The 15,334-nt window shown below is 70.3% G+C and carries 15 protein-coding genes; 5 read left to right on the top strand and 10 right to left on the bottom strand.

Going from position 1 to position 15,334, the window contains the following annotated elements; genetic code table 11:
- Positions 1-7 precede the first annotated feature (7 nt).
- From ACQPWU_RS11035 to ACQPWU_RS11025, 3 genes are read left to right on the top strand one after another with little or no spacing between them, the layout of a single operon-like run.
- A complete protein-coding gene (locus ACQPWU_RS11035) occupies positions 8-925 on the top strand; it encodes an ABC transporter ATP-binding protein (RefSeq protein ID WP_433438822.1) in 918 nt (305 codons plus the stop codon).
- Positions 926-928: 3 nt separating this feature from the next.
- Entirely contained in the window at positions 929-1,663 is a 735-nt protein-coding gene (locus ACQPWU_RS11030) for a hypothetical protein (protein WP_433438820.1), read from the top strand.
- A 23-nt stretch (positions 1,664-1,686) separates the two neighbouring features.
- Positions 1,687-2,781: a DegT/DnrJ/EryC1/StrS family aminotransferase gene (locus tag ACQPWU_RS11025; protein ID WP_433438818.1), complete on the top strand. Its 1,095-nt coding sequence runs from the start codon at positions 1,687-1,689 to the stop codon at positions 2,779-2,781.
- Here the strand turns inward: ACQPWU_RS11025 and ACQPWU_RS11020 are convergent.
- Both ACQPWU_RS11020 and ACQPWU_RS11015 read right to left on the bottom strand, forming a co-directional pair.
- Positions 2,776-3,354: a dTDP-4-dehydrorhamnose 3,5-epimerase family protein gene (locus tag ACQPWU_RS11020; protein WP_433438816.1), complete on the bottom strand. Its 579-nt coding sequence runs from the start codon at positions 3,352-3,354 to the stop codon at positions 2,776-2,778. The two genes, ACQPWU_RS11025 and ACQPWU_RS11020, sit on opposite strands and share 6 nt — an antisense overlap.
- 13 nt (positions 3,355-3,367) lie before the next feature.
- Positions 3,368-4,573, bottom strand: a complete 1,206-nt coding sequence (locus ACQPWU_RS11015) for a methyltransferase domain-containing protein (protein ID WP_433445184.1) — start codon at positions 4,571-4,573, stop codon at positions 3,368-3,370.
- A 93-nt stretch (positions 4,574-4,666) separates the two neighbouring features.
- On the opposite strand from ACQPWU_RS11015, the gene ACQPWU_RS11010 reads away from it, so the two are divergent.
- Positions 4,667-5,905, top strand: coding sequence for an NDP-hexose 2,3-dehydratase family protein (locus tag ACQPWU_RS11010; protein ID WP_433438814.1), 1,239 nt, complete (start codon positions 4,667-4,669; stop codon positions 5,903-5,905).
- Here the strand turns inward: ACQPWU_RS11010 and ACQPWU_RS11005 are convergent.
- From ACQPWU_RS11005 to ACQPWU_RS10970, 8 genes are all read right to left on the bottom strand, one after another.
- Positions 5,856-6,842 (bottom strand): NAD-dependent epimerase/dehydratase family protein, encoded by a 987-nt coding sequence (locus ACQPWU_RS11005; RefSeq protein ID WP_433438812.1) that lies wholly within the window; start codon positions 6,840-6,842, stop codon positions 5,856-5,858. The two genes, ACQPWU_RS11010 and ACQPWU_RS11005, sit on opposite strands and share 50 nt — an antisense overlap.
- Positions 6,839-7,648, bottom strand: a complete 810-nt coding sequence (locus ACQPWU_RS11000) for a DivIVA domain-containing protein (RefSeq protein WP_433438810.1) — start codon at positions 7,646-7,648, stop codon at positions 6,839-6,841. The genes ACQPWU_RS11005 and ACQPWU_RS11000 overlap by 4 nt, the downstream gene beginning before the upstream one ends.
- A gap of 8 nt (positions 7,649-7,656) precedes the next feature.
- On the bottom strand, positions 7,657-8,775 hold the full coding sequence (locus tag ACQPWU_RS10995; RefSeq protein WP_433438808.1) for a globin domain-containing protein: 1,119 nt from the start codon (positions 8,773-8,775) through the stop codon (positions 7,657-7,659).
- A 585-nt stretch (positions 8,776-9,360) separates the two neighbouring features.
- Positions 9,361-10,302 (bottom strand): sigma-70 family RNA polymerase sigma factor, encoded by a 942-nt coding sequence (locus ACQPWU_RS10990; protein WP_360711623.1) that lies wholly within the window; start codon positions 10,300-10,302, stop codon positions 9,361-9,363.
- A 103-nt stretch (positions 10,303-10,405) separates the two neighbouring features.
- A complete protein-coding gene (hutI, locus tag ACQPWU_RS10985; RefSeq protein ID WP_433438805.1) occupies positions 10,406-11,554 on the bottom strand; it encodes an imidazolonepropionase in 1,149 nt (382 codons plus the stop codon).
- Positions 11,551-12,873, bottom strand: a complete 1,323-nt coding sequence (locus tag ACQPWU_RS10980; protein WP_433438803.1) for a formimidoylglutamate deiminase — start codon at positions 12,871-12,873, stop codon at positions 11,551-11,553. Before ACQPWU_RS10980 ends, hutI begins: the two co-directional genes overlap by 4 nt.
- Positions 12,864-14,033 (bottom strand): allantoate amidohydrolase, encoded by a 1,170-nt coding sequence (locus ACQPWU_RS10975; RefSeq protein WP_433438801.1) that lies wholly within the window; start codon positions 14,031-14,033, stop codon positions 12,864-12,866. Before ACQPWU_RS10975 ends, ACQPWU_RS10980 begins: the two co-directional genes overlap by 10 nt.
- Before the next feature lie 26 nt (positions 14,034-14,059).
- On the bottom strand, positions 14,060-14,746 hold the full coding sequence (locus ACQPWU_RS10970; RefSeq protein ID WP_433438800.1) for an SDR family oxidoreductase: 687 nt from the start codon (positions 14,744-14,746) through the stop codon (positions 14,060-14,062).
- A gap of 56 nt (positions 14,747-14,802) precedes the next feature.
- Between ACQPWU_RS10970 and ACQPWU_RS10965 the strand changes: the two genes are divergently transcribed.
- Positions 14,803-15,333 (top strand): PadR family transcriptional regulator, encoded by a 531-nt coding sequence (locus tag ACQPWU_RS10965; protein ID WP_433438798.1) that lies wholly within the window; start codon positions 14,803-14,805, stop codon positions 15,331-15,333.
- Position 15,334 lies beyond the last annotated feature (1 nt).

Genomic DNA, 15,334 nt, shown 5'->3' with positions numbered 1-15,334 from the left:
ACAGACAATGAAACCGATGTTGCAGGCGGACGGCCTGACCAAGCGGTACGGGCCGGTACTCGCGCTGAGCAACGCCACATTCGCCGCCCGAGCGGGCGCGATCACCGGCTTCCTGGGCCCCAACGGTGCGGGCAAGTCGACCACGATGCGGCTGTTCCTGGGGCTCGACAAGCCCACCAGCGGGGCGGCGCTCATCGACGGCAAGCCCATCCACGAGTGGCCGGTCCCGGCGCGGAAGATCGGCGCGGTGCTCGACACGCAGTGCGCTCACCCGAGCCGCACCGCCGTCGACAGCGTACGGTGGGCGGCCAAGCTGGCCGGAGCCGACCAGGGACAGGCCGAGGGGCTCCTCAACCGGGTGGGGCTGAGCGAGGTGGCGGGCCAGCGGGTCGGCCGGTTCTCGCTCGGCATGCGCCAGCGCCTGGCCCTGTCCATCGCCCTCGTGGGCAATCCCGAGATCGTCGTGCTGGACGAGCCGATGAACGGGCTCGATCCCGACGGCATCGCCTGGCTGAAGTCGCTCCTGCGGCAGTTCAGGGATCAGGGCAGGACGGTTTTCCTCTCCAGCCACCTGCTGGCGGAGATGGAGGACCTGGTCGACGACCTGGTGGTGATCGCGCAGAGCAAGATTGTCGGCGCGGGCTCCGCCGAGTCGTTCATCCAGCGCTTCCAGAGCCACACGGTCAGCGTCGAGTGTGACAACCCGGAGGCGCTGAGCGCCGCCGTCTCCAAGGCCGGCGGCCGGGTGCTCGGCGTCGTCGGCACGCAGCGGTTGCAGGTCACCGGGGTCACCGCCGTCATGGTCGGACAGATCGCCAGGGACAGCCGCATCGCGATATTCGAGTTGCGGGAAGAGCGCAACCTGCAGAGGGCTTTCGCCCAGGCGACCGCCGACAAGACCGGCATCAGAGGAGAGGTGGGCTAGGCCATGTCATTCGCCAGTCTCTGGTCCGCGGAGTTCATAAAGTTCCGCACGCTCAAGAGCTACCTGATCACGGTGGTCGCGGCGATCGTCCTCGCCGGCGTCATCGCCGCCCTGATCGGCACGGGAGTCGACGCGAAGGGCAACATACCCGCGCTCGGCACGTCGATCCAGGCCGTCACCTTTCCCATGGAAGTGGTCCTCTACGCGATGGTGGTGCTCGGCGTGCTCATCGCCACAGGCGATCTGCGCAGCGGTACCTTCCGCATCACCTCGATCATGGCGCCATGGCGCCGGCAGGTGCTGGTGGCCAAGTTCACCGCGGCCGCGCTGATCGCGTTCGCGGTCGCCGTGGTGTCGACGGTCCTGGCCTACGTGGGCGGGCTGCTGACGGGTGGCAGCGGATACTCACCGTTGAGCGGTGACGGGGCGCTCGTCATGCTCACGACCCTGGTCGCGGTGCCGCTGGCCACCATCCTCGGCACGGCTGTCGGGCTGTTGCTCCGCAACACCGCCGGCGCGATCTCCCTGCTGCTGGTGTGGGGACTCGGGATCGAGGCGATCTTCGCCTACCTGGTCCCGCCCGAGGTCCTGGCGTTCATGCCGTTCAAGACGGTCGGGGCGGCGGTCGCGAACCTGCCGCTCGGCCCCCTGCCCGGGCTGGGGATGTTCACGCTGTACGTCGCGATCGCCACCGGTCTGGCGATCTTCGTGTACGAGCGACGCGATCTCGGTACGTGACGACACCTCGGGAGGAGACGCTCATGCACGTATGGGATTATCTGGCCGAATACCACGCCGAGCGCGAGGACATCCTCGACGCGGTCGAGCAGGTCTTCTCGTCAGGCAGACTCATCCTCGGCCCGAGCGTGCAGGGCTTCGAGTCCGAGTTCGCCGCGTACCACGGCGTGCGCCACTGCGCGGGCGTCGACAACGGCACCAACGCGATCAAACTCGCCCTGCAGGCGCTCGGCGTGGGCAAGGGTGACGAGGTCATCACGGTGTCCAACACCGCGGCGCCGACCGTCGTGGCCATCGACGCGGTCGGCGCCGTCCCGGTCTTCGCCGACGTGCACCCCGGCACCTACCTCATGGACGTGGATCAGGTGGAGGCCGCCATCACGCCCAGGACCCGCTGCCTGCTGCCCGTGCACCTGTACGGGCAGTGCGTGGACATGGCGCCGCTGCGGCGCCTGGCCGACCGGCACGGCCTGGTGATCCTGGAGGATTGCGCGCAGGCGCACGGGGCGCGCCGGCACGGCTTGATCGCCGGATCCATGGGCGACGCCGCCGCCTTCTCCTTCTATCCGACCAAGGTCCTGGGCGCCTACGGTGACGGGGGCGCGGTCGTCACCGACGACGACGCCGTGGACCGTGCTCTGCGCCGGCTGCGTTACTACGGCATGGAGGAGCGTTACTACGTCGTCGAGACGCCCGGCCACAACTGCCGGCTGGACGAGCTCCAGGCGGAGATACTCCGCCGCAAGCTGCGCAGGCTCGGTGACTACATCGCCGGACGCAGGGCCGTGGCCGCGCGCTACGCCGACGCCCTGGGCGACACCGACCTGGTGCTGCCCGCCACCGACCCGGGCAACGACCACGTGTACTACGTCTACGTCGTACGGCACCCGCGCCGCGACCAGATCATCAAGGCACTCAAGGACGAGGGCGTCAACCTCAACATCAGCTACCCATGGCCTGTGCACACGATGACGGGCTTCGCCCATCTGGGCTACCGGCCGGGCAGCCTGCCTGTGACCGAGCGCCTGGCCGGGGAGATCTTCTCGCTGCCGATGTATCCCTCGCTGTCGCAGGAATCGCAGGAACGCGTGATCTCAGTGTTGCGGAAGGTGCTATGACCAGGTGTGCCGTACCGCCTCGCACGCGGCGTGATCGGGCAGCAGGCCACGCTCCGCGGCCTGCGCGAGCGTGGGCGCGGCACGGTCGCGCTCGGACAGTATGGGCTCGAGGCCCCGTGGCAGCGGCAGGCCGAGCTCGGGGTCCAGCACCGACAGGGCCAGCTCGTTGCGCGGCTCGTACTCCTCCGACAGCAGGTAGGAGATGACCGTGTCGTCCTCCAGTGCCACGAAGGCGTGCCCGACGCCGGGCGGCAGGTAGAGGGCGCAGTGGTCGCTCCCGCTGAGCTCCACCTGGTCGACCCGGCGAAAGGTGGGCGAACCGAGCCGCAGGTCAACCACCAGATCGAGCGCTCTGCCGCGAACACATCGCACATATTTGGCGGTTCCCGGCGGCGCCGGCGTGTAGTGGACGCCGCGCACCACGCCCCGTCTGGAGGTGCTCTGGCTTGCCTGCGCGACGGGGAAGAGCGGGTGCCCGAGCGCGGCCACGAAGTCGGCGCGCTGGTACGTGGTGACGAACTCGCCGCGCTCGTCGGGGTAGGCCACCGGCTGGAAGGCGTAGGCGCCACGCACCTCGAGCTCCCGGCTAAACAACGTGGACCTCCGGCACGTACAGGATCCACTGGCCGCCCGCCTCGCGGAACTCGCGTTCCTTGGTCATGATCTCCGCGGCGTGGTTCCAGGCGAAGAGCAGCGCGTAGTCGGGATAGGGATCGCGGAAGGCCTCGGGTCCCCTGATCGGAATGTGTGAGCCAGGGGTGAGCCTGCCCTGTTTGGCCGGGGTGGTGTCGACGATGAACGGGATCAGCTCGGGTCCGATCCCGCAGTAGTTGAGCACGGTGGCGCTCTTGGCGGTGGCGCCGTACCCGGCGACGCTCGCGCCGCGCTCGCGCACCTCGGTGAGCAGCGCGACCAGGCGGTCACGGGTGTCCGCCGTACGGCCGGCGAAGGCACGTAACGCCGCCGCGTCCGCGATGCCCTGGGCGGTCTCATCGGCGAGCAGGTCGCGCACCGCGGCGCTCTGCTTTCTGGCCCCTTTCCTGGCCAGCGTGTATCGCACCTCTCCCCCGTGGACGGCCAGCCGCTCGACATCGACCAGCTCCAGCCCGTACGGCGCGGCCATCCGCTGCACCGAACCGGCGGAAAAGAGGAAGAAGTGCTCATCGTAGATCTGGTCGAAGGAGGTCAGGCGGATGATGTCGCCCAGATAGGGGTCCTCGAACACGAAGACGCCATCGGGGCCGAGCAGCGTGGCCACGCCGCGCAGGATCGAGCCGACATAGGGGATGTGGCACAGCGTGTTGGCCGCGTAGATCACATCGGCGGGTCCGTCGGTGGCGCGGATCCGCTCGGCGACGCCGGACTCGAAGAACTCCTTGCAGACCCGTACCCCCTGGGCCGCGGCGCGGTCGGCGACGCCTCCCGACGGCTCCACGCCCAGGTGCCTGACGCCCGCGCGGGCGAGGTTGCCGAGCATGACGCCGTCGTTGCAGCCCAGCTCGACCACGAACGGATCGCTCCATTCGCTCATGACCCGCTGCGCGAAGCCCGCGAAGTGCTCGCGCATCACCGACGAACCCGAGGACAGATAGGGATAGCCGTCGTGGAACATGCGTTCGCGCGGCACTTCCTCCAGGAGTTGCACCATGGAGCACGAGCCGCATACGCCGACGGCGAGCTGGAAAAAGAACTCCTCCCGTTGTTCCCCGGGCGCTCTAAACGCATCGGACAAAGGCTGCCGCCCGAAGTCGGCGACCTCTTCCAGCCGCCCCGAACAGATCCGGCACTTCACATCTATTTCCACGACGCCACTATATTAGGCATTTTTCGGTATAGGGTAGGGCTGAATATGAATGTCCTTCGCTGGCTTTCCTCGCACGGCGCGATGAAAGCCGAAAGAATTCCACTGGAGGAACTCACCGGCTGGCGCCGTGACCGCGGCACCGGCAACCTGGTGCACGCGAGCGGGAAATTCTTCAGCGTCGAGGGGCTGGACGTCCACTACCCCGAGGGGCCCGTGTCACGGTGGGCGCAGCCCATCATCAACCAGCCGGAAGTGGGCGTGCTCGGCATCCTCATGAGACGTCTCGACGGCGTCCCCCACCTGCTGCTCCAGGCCAAGCACGAGCCCGGCAACGTCAACGGGGCCCAGCTCTCTCCGACCGTGCAGGCCACCAGGAGCAACTACACACGCGTGCACGGCGGGCGGCCGGTGCCGTACCTGGACAGGTTTCGCTCCCCGGACGGCCGGGTGCTGAGCGACGTGCGCCAGTCGGAGCAGGGCAGCTGGTTCTACCGCAAACGCAACAGGAACATGGTCGTCGAGATCACCGACGACGTCGCGCCGTCGGCGGGCTTCCGCTGGCTGGCCCTGCCCGACGTGCTCGACCTGCTGTCGGTGCCCGACGTGGTGAACATGGACACCAGGACCGTGCTGTCCTGCCTGCCGCCGTCCGTATGGGGGGACGAGTACGCCGTGCCCGGCCGTTCCCGGCACGACATGGGCGAGATCCTGAGCTGGATCACCCAGCGGCGCTCGACGGTCGAGATCCACGTCGAACGGATACCGCTCGACCGGGTAAGCGACTGGCGGACGGCACGCGGCGCGATCTCCCACGAGACGGGCAGGTATTTCGCCGTGATGGGGGTGAGCGTGACCGCCAGCGACCGTGAGGTGGGCGCCTGGACACAGCCCATGATCGAGCCGACCGCGCCCGGCGTCGTGGCGTTCCTGCTCAACTGGTTCGACGGCGTGCCACATGTGCTGGTCAGGGCGCGGGTCGAGCCTGGATATGCCGATGTCGCCGAGCTGGGGCCGACCGTGCAATGCGCTCCCGCCAACCACGACACGCCGCCGCCGTACCTGGAGGAGGTGCTCGGCACGCCGTCCGGCCGGGTGCTCTTCGACACCATGTTGTCGGAGGAGGGCGGGCGCTTCTATCACGCGCGCAACCGCTACCTCATCGCCGAGACCGACGCCGACCACGCGCATCCGGACTTCCGCTGGGTTTCCCTGCCGCAGCTCACCGAGCTGCTGCGGCACAGTCACTACCTCAACGTGCAGGCCAGGACGCTCATCGCGTGCTTGTACAGCGTGGTGCGCGAGATGGCGGCAGCGCGTTAGCCACGGTTTCGCTGAGCCCCTCGCCCAGCTCGACACGCGGGCTCCAGCCGGTCACGGCCATGAAGCGCGACGCGTCGATCTCGACGTCCAGCAAGTCGCCGGACGCGGCATGCGCGGGCGGCGGCACCGACTCCAGCGGCACGGGCGGCCGGCCCGTGCGCTCACCGACCGCCGCCGCGACCAGCCCGAACAGGGTGGCGACCGGCACCGGGCGTCCCGTGCCCACCACCCAGTGCCGTCCCGCCAGCGCGTCGGCGTGGTCGAGCGCGGAGACCAGGGCGCGTGCCGCGTCGCGCGCGTGCAGCAGGTCGCGTTTCATGCGCCCGTCACCCCACATCTGCAGCGGCTCGCCGGCCAGGGCCCGGCGGATCATGGCGGACACCACGCCGCGTTCGGCGCCGTCGGGGCGGCAGCCGTACACGGTGGGCAGCCGCACGGAGACGCCGCGCACGAGCCCGTCCGAGGTCGCGCGCATGAGCGCGGTCTCGGCGGCGAGCTTCTGCCGGTCGTAGAGGCTCGCCGGGCGGTCCCGTTCGGTGCCGTCGATGCGGCCCGCCACGCCCGACTGCGACGTCGAGCCGGCGAACACCACGACAGGTCTCGCGCGCCGGGTCGCGGCGAGCACGTCGCCCAGGATGCCGACGTTGATCCGCTCGCCCGCGTCGTCGTTCTCGGCGACGCGCCAGGCCCGTGCGCCATCGTGGCGTGCGACGAGGTGGAAGACCGCGTCGGCATCCGCTGCCGCCGACTCGACCTGGCCCGGCGCGGTGAGGTCCGCCGCGACGGTCTCCGTCTCCGCCCCGCCCGCGGGGGGCGGCGGCTCATGCGAGGCGACCAGGCGCAGCCTGATGTCCCTGTTCGCGAGCATGGCTGCGACCTGCGAGCCGATCAGCCCCGTGGCCCCGAGGACCACGACGAGGCGTCGGTACGAGGTCACGCCGGGCCGCCGCCGATTCCTTCCGCTGTCTCCCACTCGTCGAGGTTCATCAGCATCAGCTCGAAGTGGTCGCGCAGCTTGCCGCGATACGCCTGGTTGGCCGCGCGCAACCGCGCGATCTCCCGTCCGATCGTCTCGTCATTGACGGTGCCCTGCTCGTCGGCCGCCTTGGCCAGCATCGTGCCCCGCCTGAGCAGGGCGTCCTCGATCAGCTCGCGGCTGTAGCGCTGGGCGTCCTGGATGTACTGGTCGGCGGTCTGCTGGGCCTGCGAGAGCAGGCTGGCGGCGTACACGTGCGCCTCCTGGACGCGGCTGGCCACCGTGCGCGACGCGGCCTGCTCGGCCGGGTCGACGCGGGCCAGCCCGGTCTCCCTGACCTTGGCCTGCGGCTGCTCCTTGGGCGGTTCGGCGGGCTCCGGCTGCCGCGCCGCGTTGTCGCGCAGCAGCTTGACCTCGGCCTCCAGCGCCTTCTTCTCCTGCGTCAGCCGTACCAGCTCAGCCTCGACCCGATCGAGGAGGTGGTTGACCTGGTGCTCGTCCAGGCCGCGCTTGCCCAGCGGGGCACGGCGGAACACCATCGAACGCAGCGCCGCCGGACTCAGCCGCTCAGCGGGGAGGTCGTCGCCCCGCGCTTGGGGCTCGTCCCACTGCGGCTCCTCCCAGGCGTCCTCCTGCCATCCGCTGTTGCTCTGCTCGCCGGCCTGCTCCTCGGCCCACGGCAGCAGATCCTGCGCGCCGCCGTGCCCGTTGCCGTTGCTGTTGCTGTTGCCGTTGAGCGACCGGCCCGGCGGGGGAAACGGTTCCATCGAATCATTCATGTGGCAAACCTCCGGGAAGGCGTGACGGCGCTCGCGAATCTCTCCAGGCGGATGCGGTTGTCGCTGAAGCCGTTCGCCCGGAGCATCGCCACCGTGTTGTCGACCATGCTTGGCGGGCCGCACACGTAGGCGTCGTAGCCCTCCCACCGGCCATAGCGGCTGACGGCCTCGCCCACCGTGCCCGTCGTGGCGACGCTCTGGTCCTCCAGCTCCGACAGCGCCGCGCGGACGGTGAGCCAGGGGAACTTCTCCTCCCAGCCACGCAGCGCGTCGAGGTCGTACAGCCCATCGGGCTCACGGGCACCGGTGAACACCGACACCCACGGCGGCACCGGCAGCCTGGTCACGTGCTCGAGAATGGCTTTGATGGGCGCGAACCCAGTGCCGCCCGCGATGAGCAGGATGTTGCGCCCCGTGTTGGGGTTGAGCGTGAGGGTGCCGACTGGTGCGCCCAGCTTGACGACCTCACCTTCGCGCACGTCGCGGACCAGCGTGCGGCTCACCGCGCCGTCCGCCTTGACGTGCAGCTCTATGGTGTTGTCGCGGCGCGGCAGGTTGGCCATCGAGTAGTAGCGCCACATGTTGGGCCACTGCTTGACCTCCACGGGCGCCGATTGGCCCGGGACGTACTTGAAGGGCCGGTCGACCAGCAGCCGCAGGACCGCCACGTCCACGCTTCTCCGCTCGTGACTGATCACCTCGGCTGTCCAGTGCGCGGGGCGGAGGCCGGTGTCCTGCCGCGCCCCTTCCGCGAGCGTCCGGGTCAGCAGGGACAAGAAGTCCCGCCACTCCTCCTCAATCACCTCACTCCACACATTTCCTGAAAAGCGCTGCATGGTGTGGATAAGGCTGACGCTCCACTGCTCGTAGTGCTCACTCAGGACGCCGAACTTCCGGTGACTGCGCGCGAGCTGGTGCAGGTACGGCGTGATCTCCGACAGGTTCTGCGCATGCTCCACGGCGTAGGACAGCGCCGTCATCAGCCGCTCGCGCTGGCGACGCATCTGGACGGGGAACATCTCGCGCAGCGCGGGCGCGCGGAGGAACAGGTCGGAGAACAGGTAGAGCGGCACGTTGTCGCCATATTTGGCAACGAGCTCGAAATTAGCTTTCACGTGGGTGAACGCGGGGGCGCCTGCGCCATGGGGCGACAGCTCAACGCTCGTGCCCGGCATTAGGCCTCCAGCCTCTGTCAACGCTCGACTTGCCCCCAGTCTCGCGCCGGCCTGGACGGGCTTGTAGTCGCCTGAGTCATGGGCCCCATATGACATCTGTCACCCGCCCTGGTCACGGCACCATGGAGGGCAGCTGACGCGTCCGCCATGTCGCGCACCTGCGCCCTGACGCACCAGCGGGCTGAGCACCGTTCAAGGCGCCGAACACCACCACACACCGACTCGTCAGGTCACGCCGCGCCACGCACGGGCCGCGCCACGCCACGCCACGCACGGGCCGCGCCACGCCATGCAGGCGCCCCACGCCGCGTCGTCCCTGGTGCACGCCCCGAGCGGGCTGGCCGCTACCTGAAGCGCCACACACCCGCCACTCCAAAGCGCCGCATCGGCGAGACGCGGTACGGCGGAGCCAGGCGCCCCTCACGACGCCCAGCCCAAAGACGCCACACCCTCCGGGCAGTACGGGCGCACGCGAGGAGCGGGCCGCCCGCCACGTGCGCGCCGCAGGCAAGGGCCCGGGCAGGATCAGGCGGCCGCTGTGGCCATCTTGCGCAGCCGGGCGAGCGCGTCGCGCTCGATGCGGCGGGCGCGGTCGCGGCCGATGCCGTAGCGTTCGCCCACCTCGGTGAGCGTGTGCTCGCGCCCGTCCACCAGCCCGTACCGCCACCGCAGCATCTCGCTGGTGTGCCCCTCGAGCCCGGTCAGCCACTGATCCAGTCGCTCCCGCTCCAGGATGTCGATGGCCTGCTGCTCGGGATCGGCCCACGTCTCGTCGGCGATCATGTCGCCGAGCTCCGTCTCGTCCTCGTCACCCACCCCGAGCTGGAGCGAGACCGGGTCGGAGGCCCACCGGCGCAGCTCGCGCACGCGCTCGATCGGCAGGTCGAGGATCTCGGCGAGGTCGTCATCGGTCGGCTCGGCGTCGAACTCGGCCAGCATGTCGCGCCGGACCCGCATCAGCCGGGTCATCTGCTCCCCCGCGTGCGTGGGCAGGCGTACCGGGCGGGCCTGCTCGTGGATGGCGCGCCCCACGGACTGCCGGATCCACCAGGTCGCGTACGTGGAGAACTTGTACCCCCGCCGGTAGTCGAACTTCTCGACCGCCCGCACCAGCCCCAGATTGCCCTCCTGCACCAAGTCGATCAGGGGCATGCCTCGCCCCGAGTATTTCCTGGCCACCGCCACCACCAGGCGCAGGTTGGCCTGGATGAACTCGTCCTTCGCCCGCTGGCCCGAGATGGCCAGGCGCTCCAGCTCCTCGTCGGCCGCGTCCCCGATGCGCGGCTCCGAGCCCCCGCTGTCGAGCAGCTGCTCGGCGAAGAGACCCGCCTCTATCCGCTTGGCGAGCTCAACCTCTTCCTCCGCCGTCAGCAGCGGGACCCGGCCGATCTCGGCCAGGTATGTCCCCAGCAGATCGCGTTCGGCGACGTGCTGCTCCTGCGTGCGACTCCCCGTAGGCCTTGCCATCCCCTGGCACCTCGTTCCGCAGATGCGTTCTATACCCGGCCAACGTCCGGCCAGAAGCAAAGATTCCCTAAAGCACTACGTCGGAGGGATGGTTCTGGATGTCCTACTCAAGGAGGAGACCGTCGTGAAACACCTGGTGAACGAGGGGGACGCCGGGCCGGTAAGCCAGGTGTACATAGGAGGGGGCATCGAGCACGACCACGTCGGCCCGGGCTCCGGGCCGCAACCAGCCTACGTCCGTGCGCCGCAGCGCGCGTGCCCCGCCGTACGTCGCCGCCCTGACCGCCTCCAGCGGCGTCATCCGCATCTCGCGTACCGCCAGCGCCACGCAGAACGCCATCGACGACGTGAACGACGAGCCCGGGTTGCAGTCGGTCGCCAGCGCCACGGTGGCCCCGGCGTCGATCAGCCGCCGCGCGTCGGGGTACGGCGACCGCGTCGAGAACTCGGCCCCAGGCAGCAGCGTCGCCACCGTGTCCGACGAGGCCAGCGCGTCGACGTCGTCCGAAGACAGATGGGTGCAGTGGTCGGCCGAGGCAGCGCCAAGCTCACAGGCGATCCGCACGCCGGGCCCCTCGCCGAGCTGGTTGGCGTGCACCCGGGCGCCAAGGCCCGCCTTCAGCCCGGCGCCGAGGATCTCGCGCGTCTGGTCGCCGTCGAACGCCCCCCGCTCGCAGAAGACGTCCACCCATTTCGCGTACGGCGCGCACGCGTCGAGCATCTCCCCCGCCACGAGCCGTACGTATGAGTCGGCGTCCATGTCAGCGGGCACGACGTGCGCCCCCAGGAACGTGGTCTCGTCGGTCAGCCTGGCGGCGATCTTCAGCGAACGCCGCTCGTCCTCGACGGTCAGGCCGTACCCGCTCTTGATCTCCACTGTGGTCGTGCCCTGGGCGAGCATCTCGTTGACCAGGACCAGCGTGCGGGCGGCCAGCTCGGCGTGGCCGGCCCGCCGGGTGGCGGCGACCGTGGTCCTGATGCCGCCTCCCGTGTACGGCTCGCCGGACATGCGGGCCTGGAACTCGGCCGTCCGGTCGCCGGCGAAGACCAGGTGGGCGTGGCTGTCCACGAAGCCGGGGATGACGGCCCGGCCCTCGACGTCCACCCGTTCGTCGGCATCGGGGGCCCGGGAGGCGGGCCCGGCCCAGGCGACCAGCTCGTCGTCCAGGACGAGCGCCGCGTCCTCGATCTCCTCGTGGTCGGGGTCGCCGGTGTAGAGCAGCCCGATCCCGTCGATCAGCGTCGTGGTCATCGCACGCTCCCAATCGCCTCTGCCAGCAGGGATCCGACGTCGCCGAGCTCGTGCCGGCCGTCCTTGACGATCCGGCGGCCGCCGGAGACCACCGAGTGCACGTCCGCCGCCGTGGCCGCGAACACCACGGCCTCCAGCCCGCGCGCACCCGCCGTACGCACGGAGTCGAGCCGTACCGACACCAGGTCGGCCCAGGCGCCGGGCACGAGCAGGCCCGCGTCGGGGAATCCGAGCGAGGCGTGGCCCGCCCCCGTGGCCGCGGCGAGCAGCTCGGCGGCGGACCAGCTGCCGCGCTTCCCGCTCTTCAGCCGCTCGTCCAGCTCCACGGCCCTGGCCTCCTCGAACAGGTCGATCACGGCGTGGCTGTCCGAGCCGAGCGTGATCTGCGCGCCCCGGTCGGCCGCCGCCCTGGCCGGGCCGATGCCGTCGGCGAGGTCGCGTTCGGTGGTGGGGCACATGCAGATGTACGTGCCGGACTGCGAGATCAGCTCGATGTCCACGTCGGTAAGGTGGGTGGCGTGCACCGCGGTCGAGCGCGGGCCGAGGGCGCCCCGCTCGTGCAGCACCTGGACCGGCGTGGCCGCGTACATCTCGACGCACGCGGTGTTCTCGGCCGGCTGCTCGGACACGTGCATGTGGAGCGGCGCGGCGAACCGGTGGGAGAACTCGACCACCATCGGCATCTGCTCGGGCTGCACCGCGCGTACCGAGTGGATGGCCGCGCCGATCTCCACGTCGAGCTGCCCCTCGTACGCGGCCCCCAGCTCCTCGGCCCTGGCGGCCCACCCCTCCGCGGACCCGTCGCTGAAGCGCAGCTGCGCGCCCGAGAGCGGGGCGCCGATGCCGCCGGACAGGTAGCACGTGTCGAGCAGCGCGATGCGCAGACCCGCGTCGCGGGCCGCCTGGATGAGGGCGTGGCCCATCGCGTTGGGGTCGTCGTACGGGCGGCCGTCCGGCGCGTGGTGCAGGTAGTGGAACTCGCCCACGCAGGTCACCCCGGCCAGCGCCATCTCGGCGTAGACGGCCGTGGCCAGCCGGAGGTACGAGTCGGGGTCGAGCGCCGCCGCCACCTCGTACATCTGGTCACGCCAGGTCCAGAAGTCGCCCTTGCCCTCCTGGGCGGTGCCGCGAAGGGCCCGGTGGAACGCGTGGGAATGGGCGTTGGCCAGCCCGGGAACGGTGAGCCCCGGCAGGCGCTCGGCCGGACCCGGCGGGCCCTGGCCGACGCTCGCGATCCTGGCGCCCTCGACCTCGATGAGCACGCCTTCCGCGACGCCGTCGGGCAGCCACGCCTGCTCGCACCAGTAGGTCAGCGACACAGATCCTCCAGCACGTCCGCGAGTGCGATGACCCCCGCCTCGCAGTCTGCCTGCTCGGCGTGCTCTGCGGGAGAGTGGGACACGCCGGTGGGGTTCCTGACGAACAACATCGCGCTCGGAACGCCCGCCGTGGCCAGGATTCCCGCGTCATGGCCCGCGCCCGTGGGCAGGATCGGCGCGGGCGTGTCGCCCCCCGCGACCCGCGCCAGCCGCTCCCTGAGCGCCACGTCGAAGTCGACCACCGGCGTCCACGACTCCTCCCGGACCTCGACGCCCGCCTGCGCCAGGTCGGTGACGAGGTCGCGTACGGCGCGCTCGTCCGCCCCGCGGGCGTCGAGCCAGGCCGAGACGAGGCCGGGGATCGCGTTGGCGTTGCCGGGCGAGACGCGTACCTTGCCCACCGTGGCCACCACCCCGCGAGCCTCCGCGGCCGTGCGGGCGGCCAGCACCATGCGGGCGAACGGCAGCATCGGGTCGTCCCGGTCGGCCAGCCGCGTGGAGCCCGCGTGGTCGGCCCGGCCGTGGAAGTCGAAGCGCCACCGCCCGTGGGGCCAGATCGCCCGGCCCACCCCGACCGGCCGTCCCTCGTCGACGAGCCCGCGGCCCTGCTCGACGTGGAGCTCCACGAACGTGCCGACCATGGCGAGCGTCTCGTCGTCCCGCCCGATCTCGTACGGCGCCCGCCCCGCCTTCGTCAGGACGCCGGCCAGCGTGTCGCCGGAGTCATCCGTGAGCGCGAGCGCCCTTTCGGGCTCCAGCACGCCCGTGAGCAGCCGCGACCCCATGCACGGCACCCCGAACCTGGCGCCCTCCTCGTCGGTGAAGCACGCGACCCCGAGCGGCACGGACGGCTTCGTCCCCCGTCGCCGGAGGATGTCCAGTGCCGCGAAGGCCGACACGACCCCGAGCGGCCCGTCGTACGCGCCGCCCTGCCGTACGGAGTCGAGATGGCTGCCCGTCACCACCCCCGGACGGTCGCGCGAGGCGGAGCCCCACCACGCCCAGAGGTTGCCGTTGCGGTCTTCGCGCAGGTCGAGCCCCCTGCGCTCGGCCTCGCCCGCGAACCACTCGCGTAGCTCCATGTCAGCGTCCGACCAGCCGTCCCTGACGTAGCCCCCGGTCGCCGGATCCCGTCCTATGTGTGCGAGTGGTTCAAGCATGGCCCCACTCTAGTGAATGGATCCATTCAGTTGACCGGGCCGCCCCTGGGTCGCAGGGTCAGCTCGGTGAGGTGGGCGTCGGGGCCCGCGGTGACGGCGGCGAGCACGGCCCGCGCCACGGTCTCCGGCTTGAGGTACTTCTCGGGCTCGAACTCGCCGCCCTCGTACCGGCGCAGCTCGCGCTGCATGTCGGTGGCGGTCCGGCCGGGGTAGACGGTGGTGACCCTGAGCTCGGGCTCCTCCAGCCGCAGCGCGTCGGCGAACGCCTTCAGCGCGAACTTGCTGGCCGCGTACGCACCCCACTCGGGGTTGGCCCGCTGCCCCGAGCCAGAGTTGACGCATATGACGTGCCCGCCGGCCCGCCTGAGCGCGGGCAGGAGCAGCCTGGTCAGCTCGGCGACGGCGACGACGTTCACCTCCAGCGTCTCGCGCCAGGCGTCGGCGGTCAGGTCGGCGATCCTGCCCATGCGGTTGATCCCGGCGCAGTGCACCAGCACGTCGAGCCGGTCGATCCCGGCGACGTCCTGCTCCGCGACCTTCGTCAGCTCCACCGGCCAGGGCCGCGCGTCGGGCAGCCCGGCCGCCACGGCGGCCAGCGACTCCTCGTCCCGGCCGTTGAGTATGACGTGATGCGTGGGGCCCAGGGCCGCGGCCACGGCCGCGCCGATCCCTCGTGAAGCGCCTGTGACCAGCGCCGTCGGTCGTTCACTCATGGAGATCAGCTTATTGAGGTTGACTGGTACTCAAATTTGAATACAAACTTGTACCCATGTCTTCGACACGCATCCTCATCCTCGGCGCCCTGCTCGACGGCCCCATGAACGGTTACGGGGTCCGGCGTCGGCTGGAGGTGATGGGCGCCGATCGCTGGGCGAACGTCGCCTTCGGGTCGATCTACCACGGGCTGAGCAAGATGGCCGACGAGGGCCTTCTGGAGATCGTCGAGGCGGGCAAGGGCGGCAAGGTCGTCTACGCACTGACCGAGCACGGCCGCCTGGAGTTCCACCGGCTGCTGCTGACCGCCTGGCACGAGGTCAAACCGATCGTGGACCCGTTCCAGGTGGCGGTGACGTTCATGGATCGGCTGGAAAAGCAGGAGATTCTGGACGCTCTGCATGGCAGGATGCAGCAACTCAGGATGAGCGTCGAAACGATCGGACACATCTTCGGCGCCAAGCAGCGATATGGCGCCCCCCAGCACGTGGACGAGAACCTCCGCCTGAACAGAGCCATGATCCAGGCCCAGCTCGACTGGGTGGAGAAGGCCATCGGACAGGTAGAGGCGGACGAATTGCCCTAAG

Origin of the sequence: Nonomuraea sp. CA-141351 (genome assembly GCF_050944675.1) — a bacterium.
Lineage (GTDB): Bacteria > Actinomycetota > Actinomycetes > Streptosporangiales > Streptosporangiaceae > Nonomuraea.
Note: the sequence above shows the minus strand (reverse complement) of the source record. Positions and strands in the feature narration are given on the sequence as shown.

Excerpts from the sequence above, each read along its gene's own strand:
- ACQPWU_RS11035 (WP_433438822.1), top strand. The coding sequence starts at position 8 with ATGAAACCGATGTTGCAGGCGGACGGCCTGACCAAGCGGTACGGGCCG.
- ACQPWU_RS11030 (WP_433438820.1), top strand. The coding sequence starts at position 929 with ATGTCATTCGCCAGTCTCTGGTCCGCGGAGTTCATAAAGTTCCGCACG.
- ACQPWU_RS11025 (WP_433438818.1), top strand. The coding sequence starts at position 1,687 with ATGCACGTATGGGATTATCTGGCCGAATACCACGCCGAGCGCGAGGAC.
- ACQPWU_RS11010 (WP_433438814.1), top strand. The coding sequence starts at position 4,667 with ATGAAAGCCGAAAGAATTCCACTGGAGGAACTCACCGGCTGGCGCCGT.
- ACQPWU_RS11000 (WP_433438810.1), bottom strand. The coding sequence starts at position 7,648 with ATGGAACCGTTTCCCCCGCCGGGCCGGTCGCTCAACGGCAACAGCAAC.
- ACQPWU_RS10990 (WP_360711623.1), bottom strand. The coding sequence starts at position 10,302 with ATGGCAAGGCCTACGGGGAGTCGCACGCAGGAGCAGCACGTCGCCGAA.
- hutI (WP_433438805.1), bottom strand. The coding sequence starts at position 11,554 with ATGACCACGACGCTGATCGACGGGATCGGGCTGCTCTACACCGGCGAC.
- ACQPWU_RS10975 (WP_433438801.1), bottom strand. The coding sequence starts at position 14,033 with ATGCTTGAACCACTCGCACACATAGGACGGGATCCGGCGACCGGGGGC.
- ACQPWU_RS10970 (WP_433438800.1), bottom strand. The coding sequence starts at position 14,746 with ATGAGTGAACGACCGACGGCGCTGGTCACAGGCGCTTCACGAGGGATC.
- ACQPWU_RS10965 (WP_433438798.1), top strand. The coding sequence starts at position 14,803 with ATGTCTTCGACACGCATCCTCATCCTCGGCGCCCTGCTCGACGGCCCC.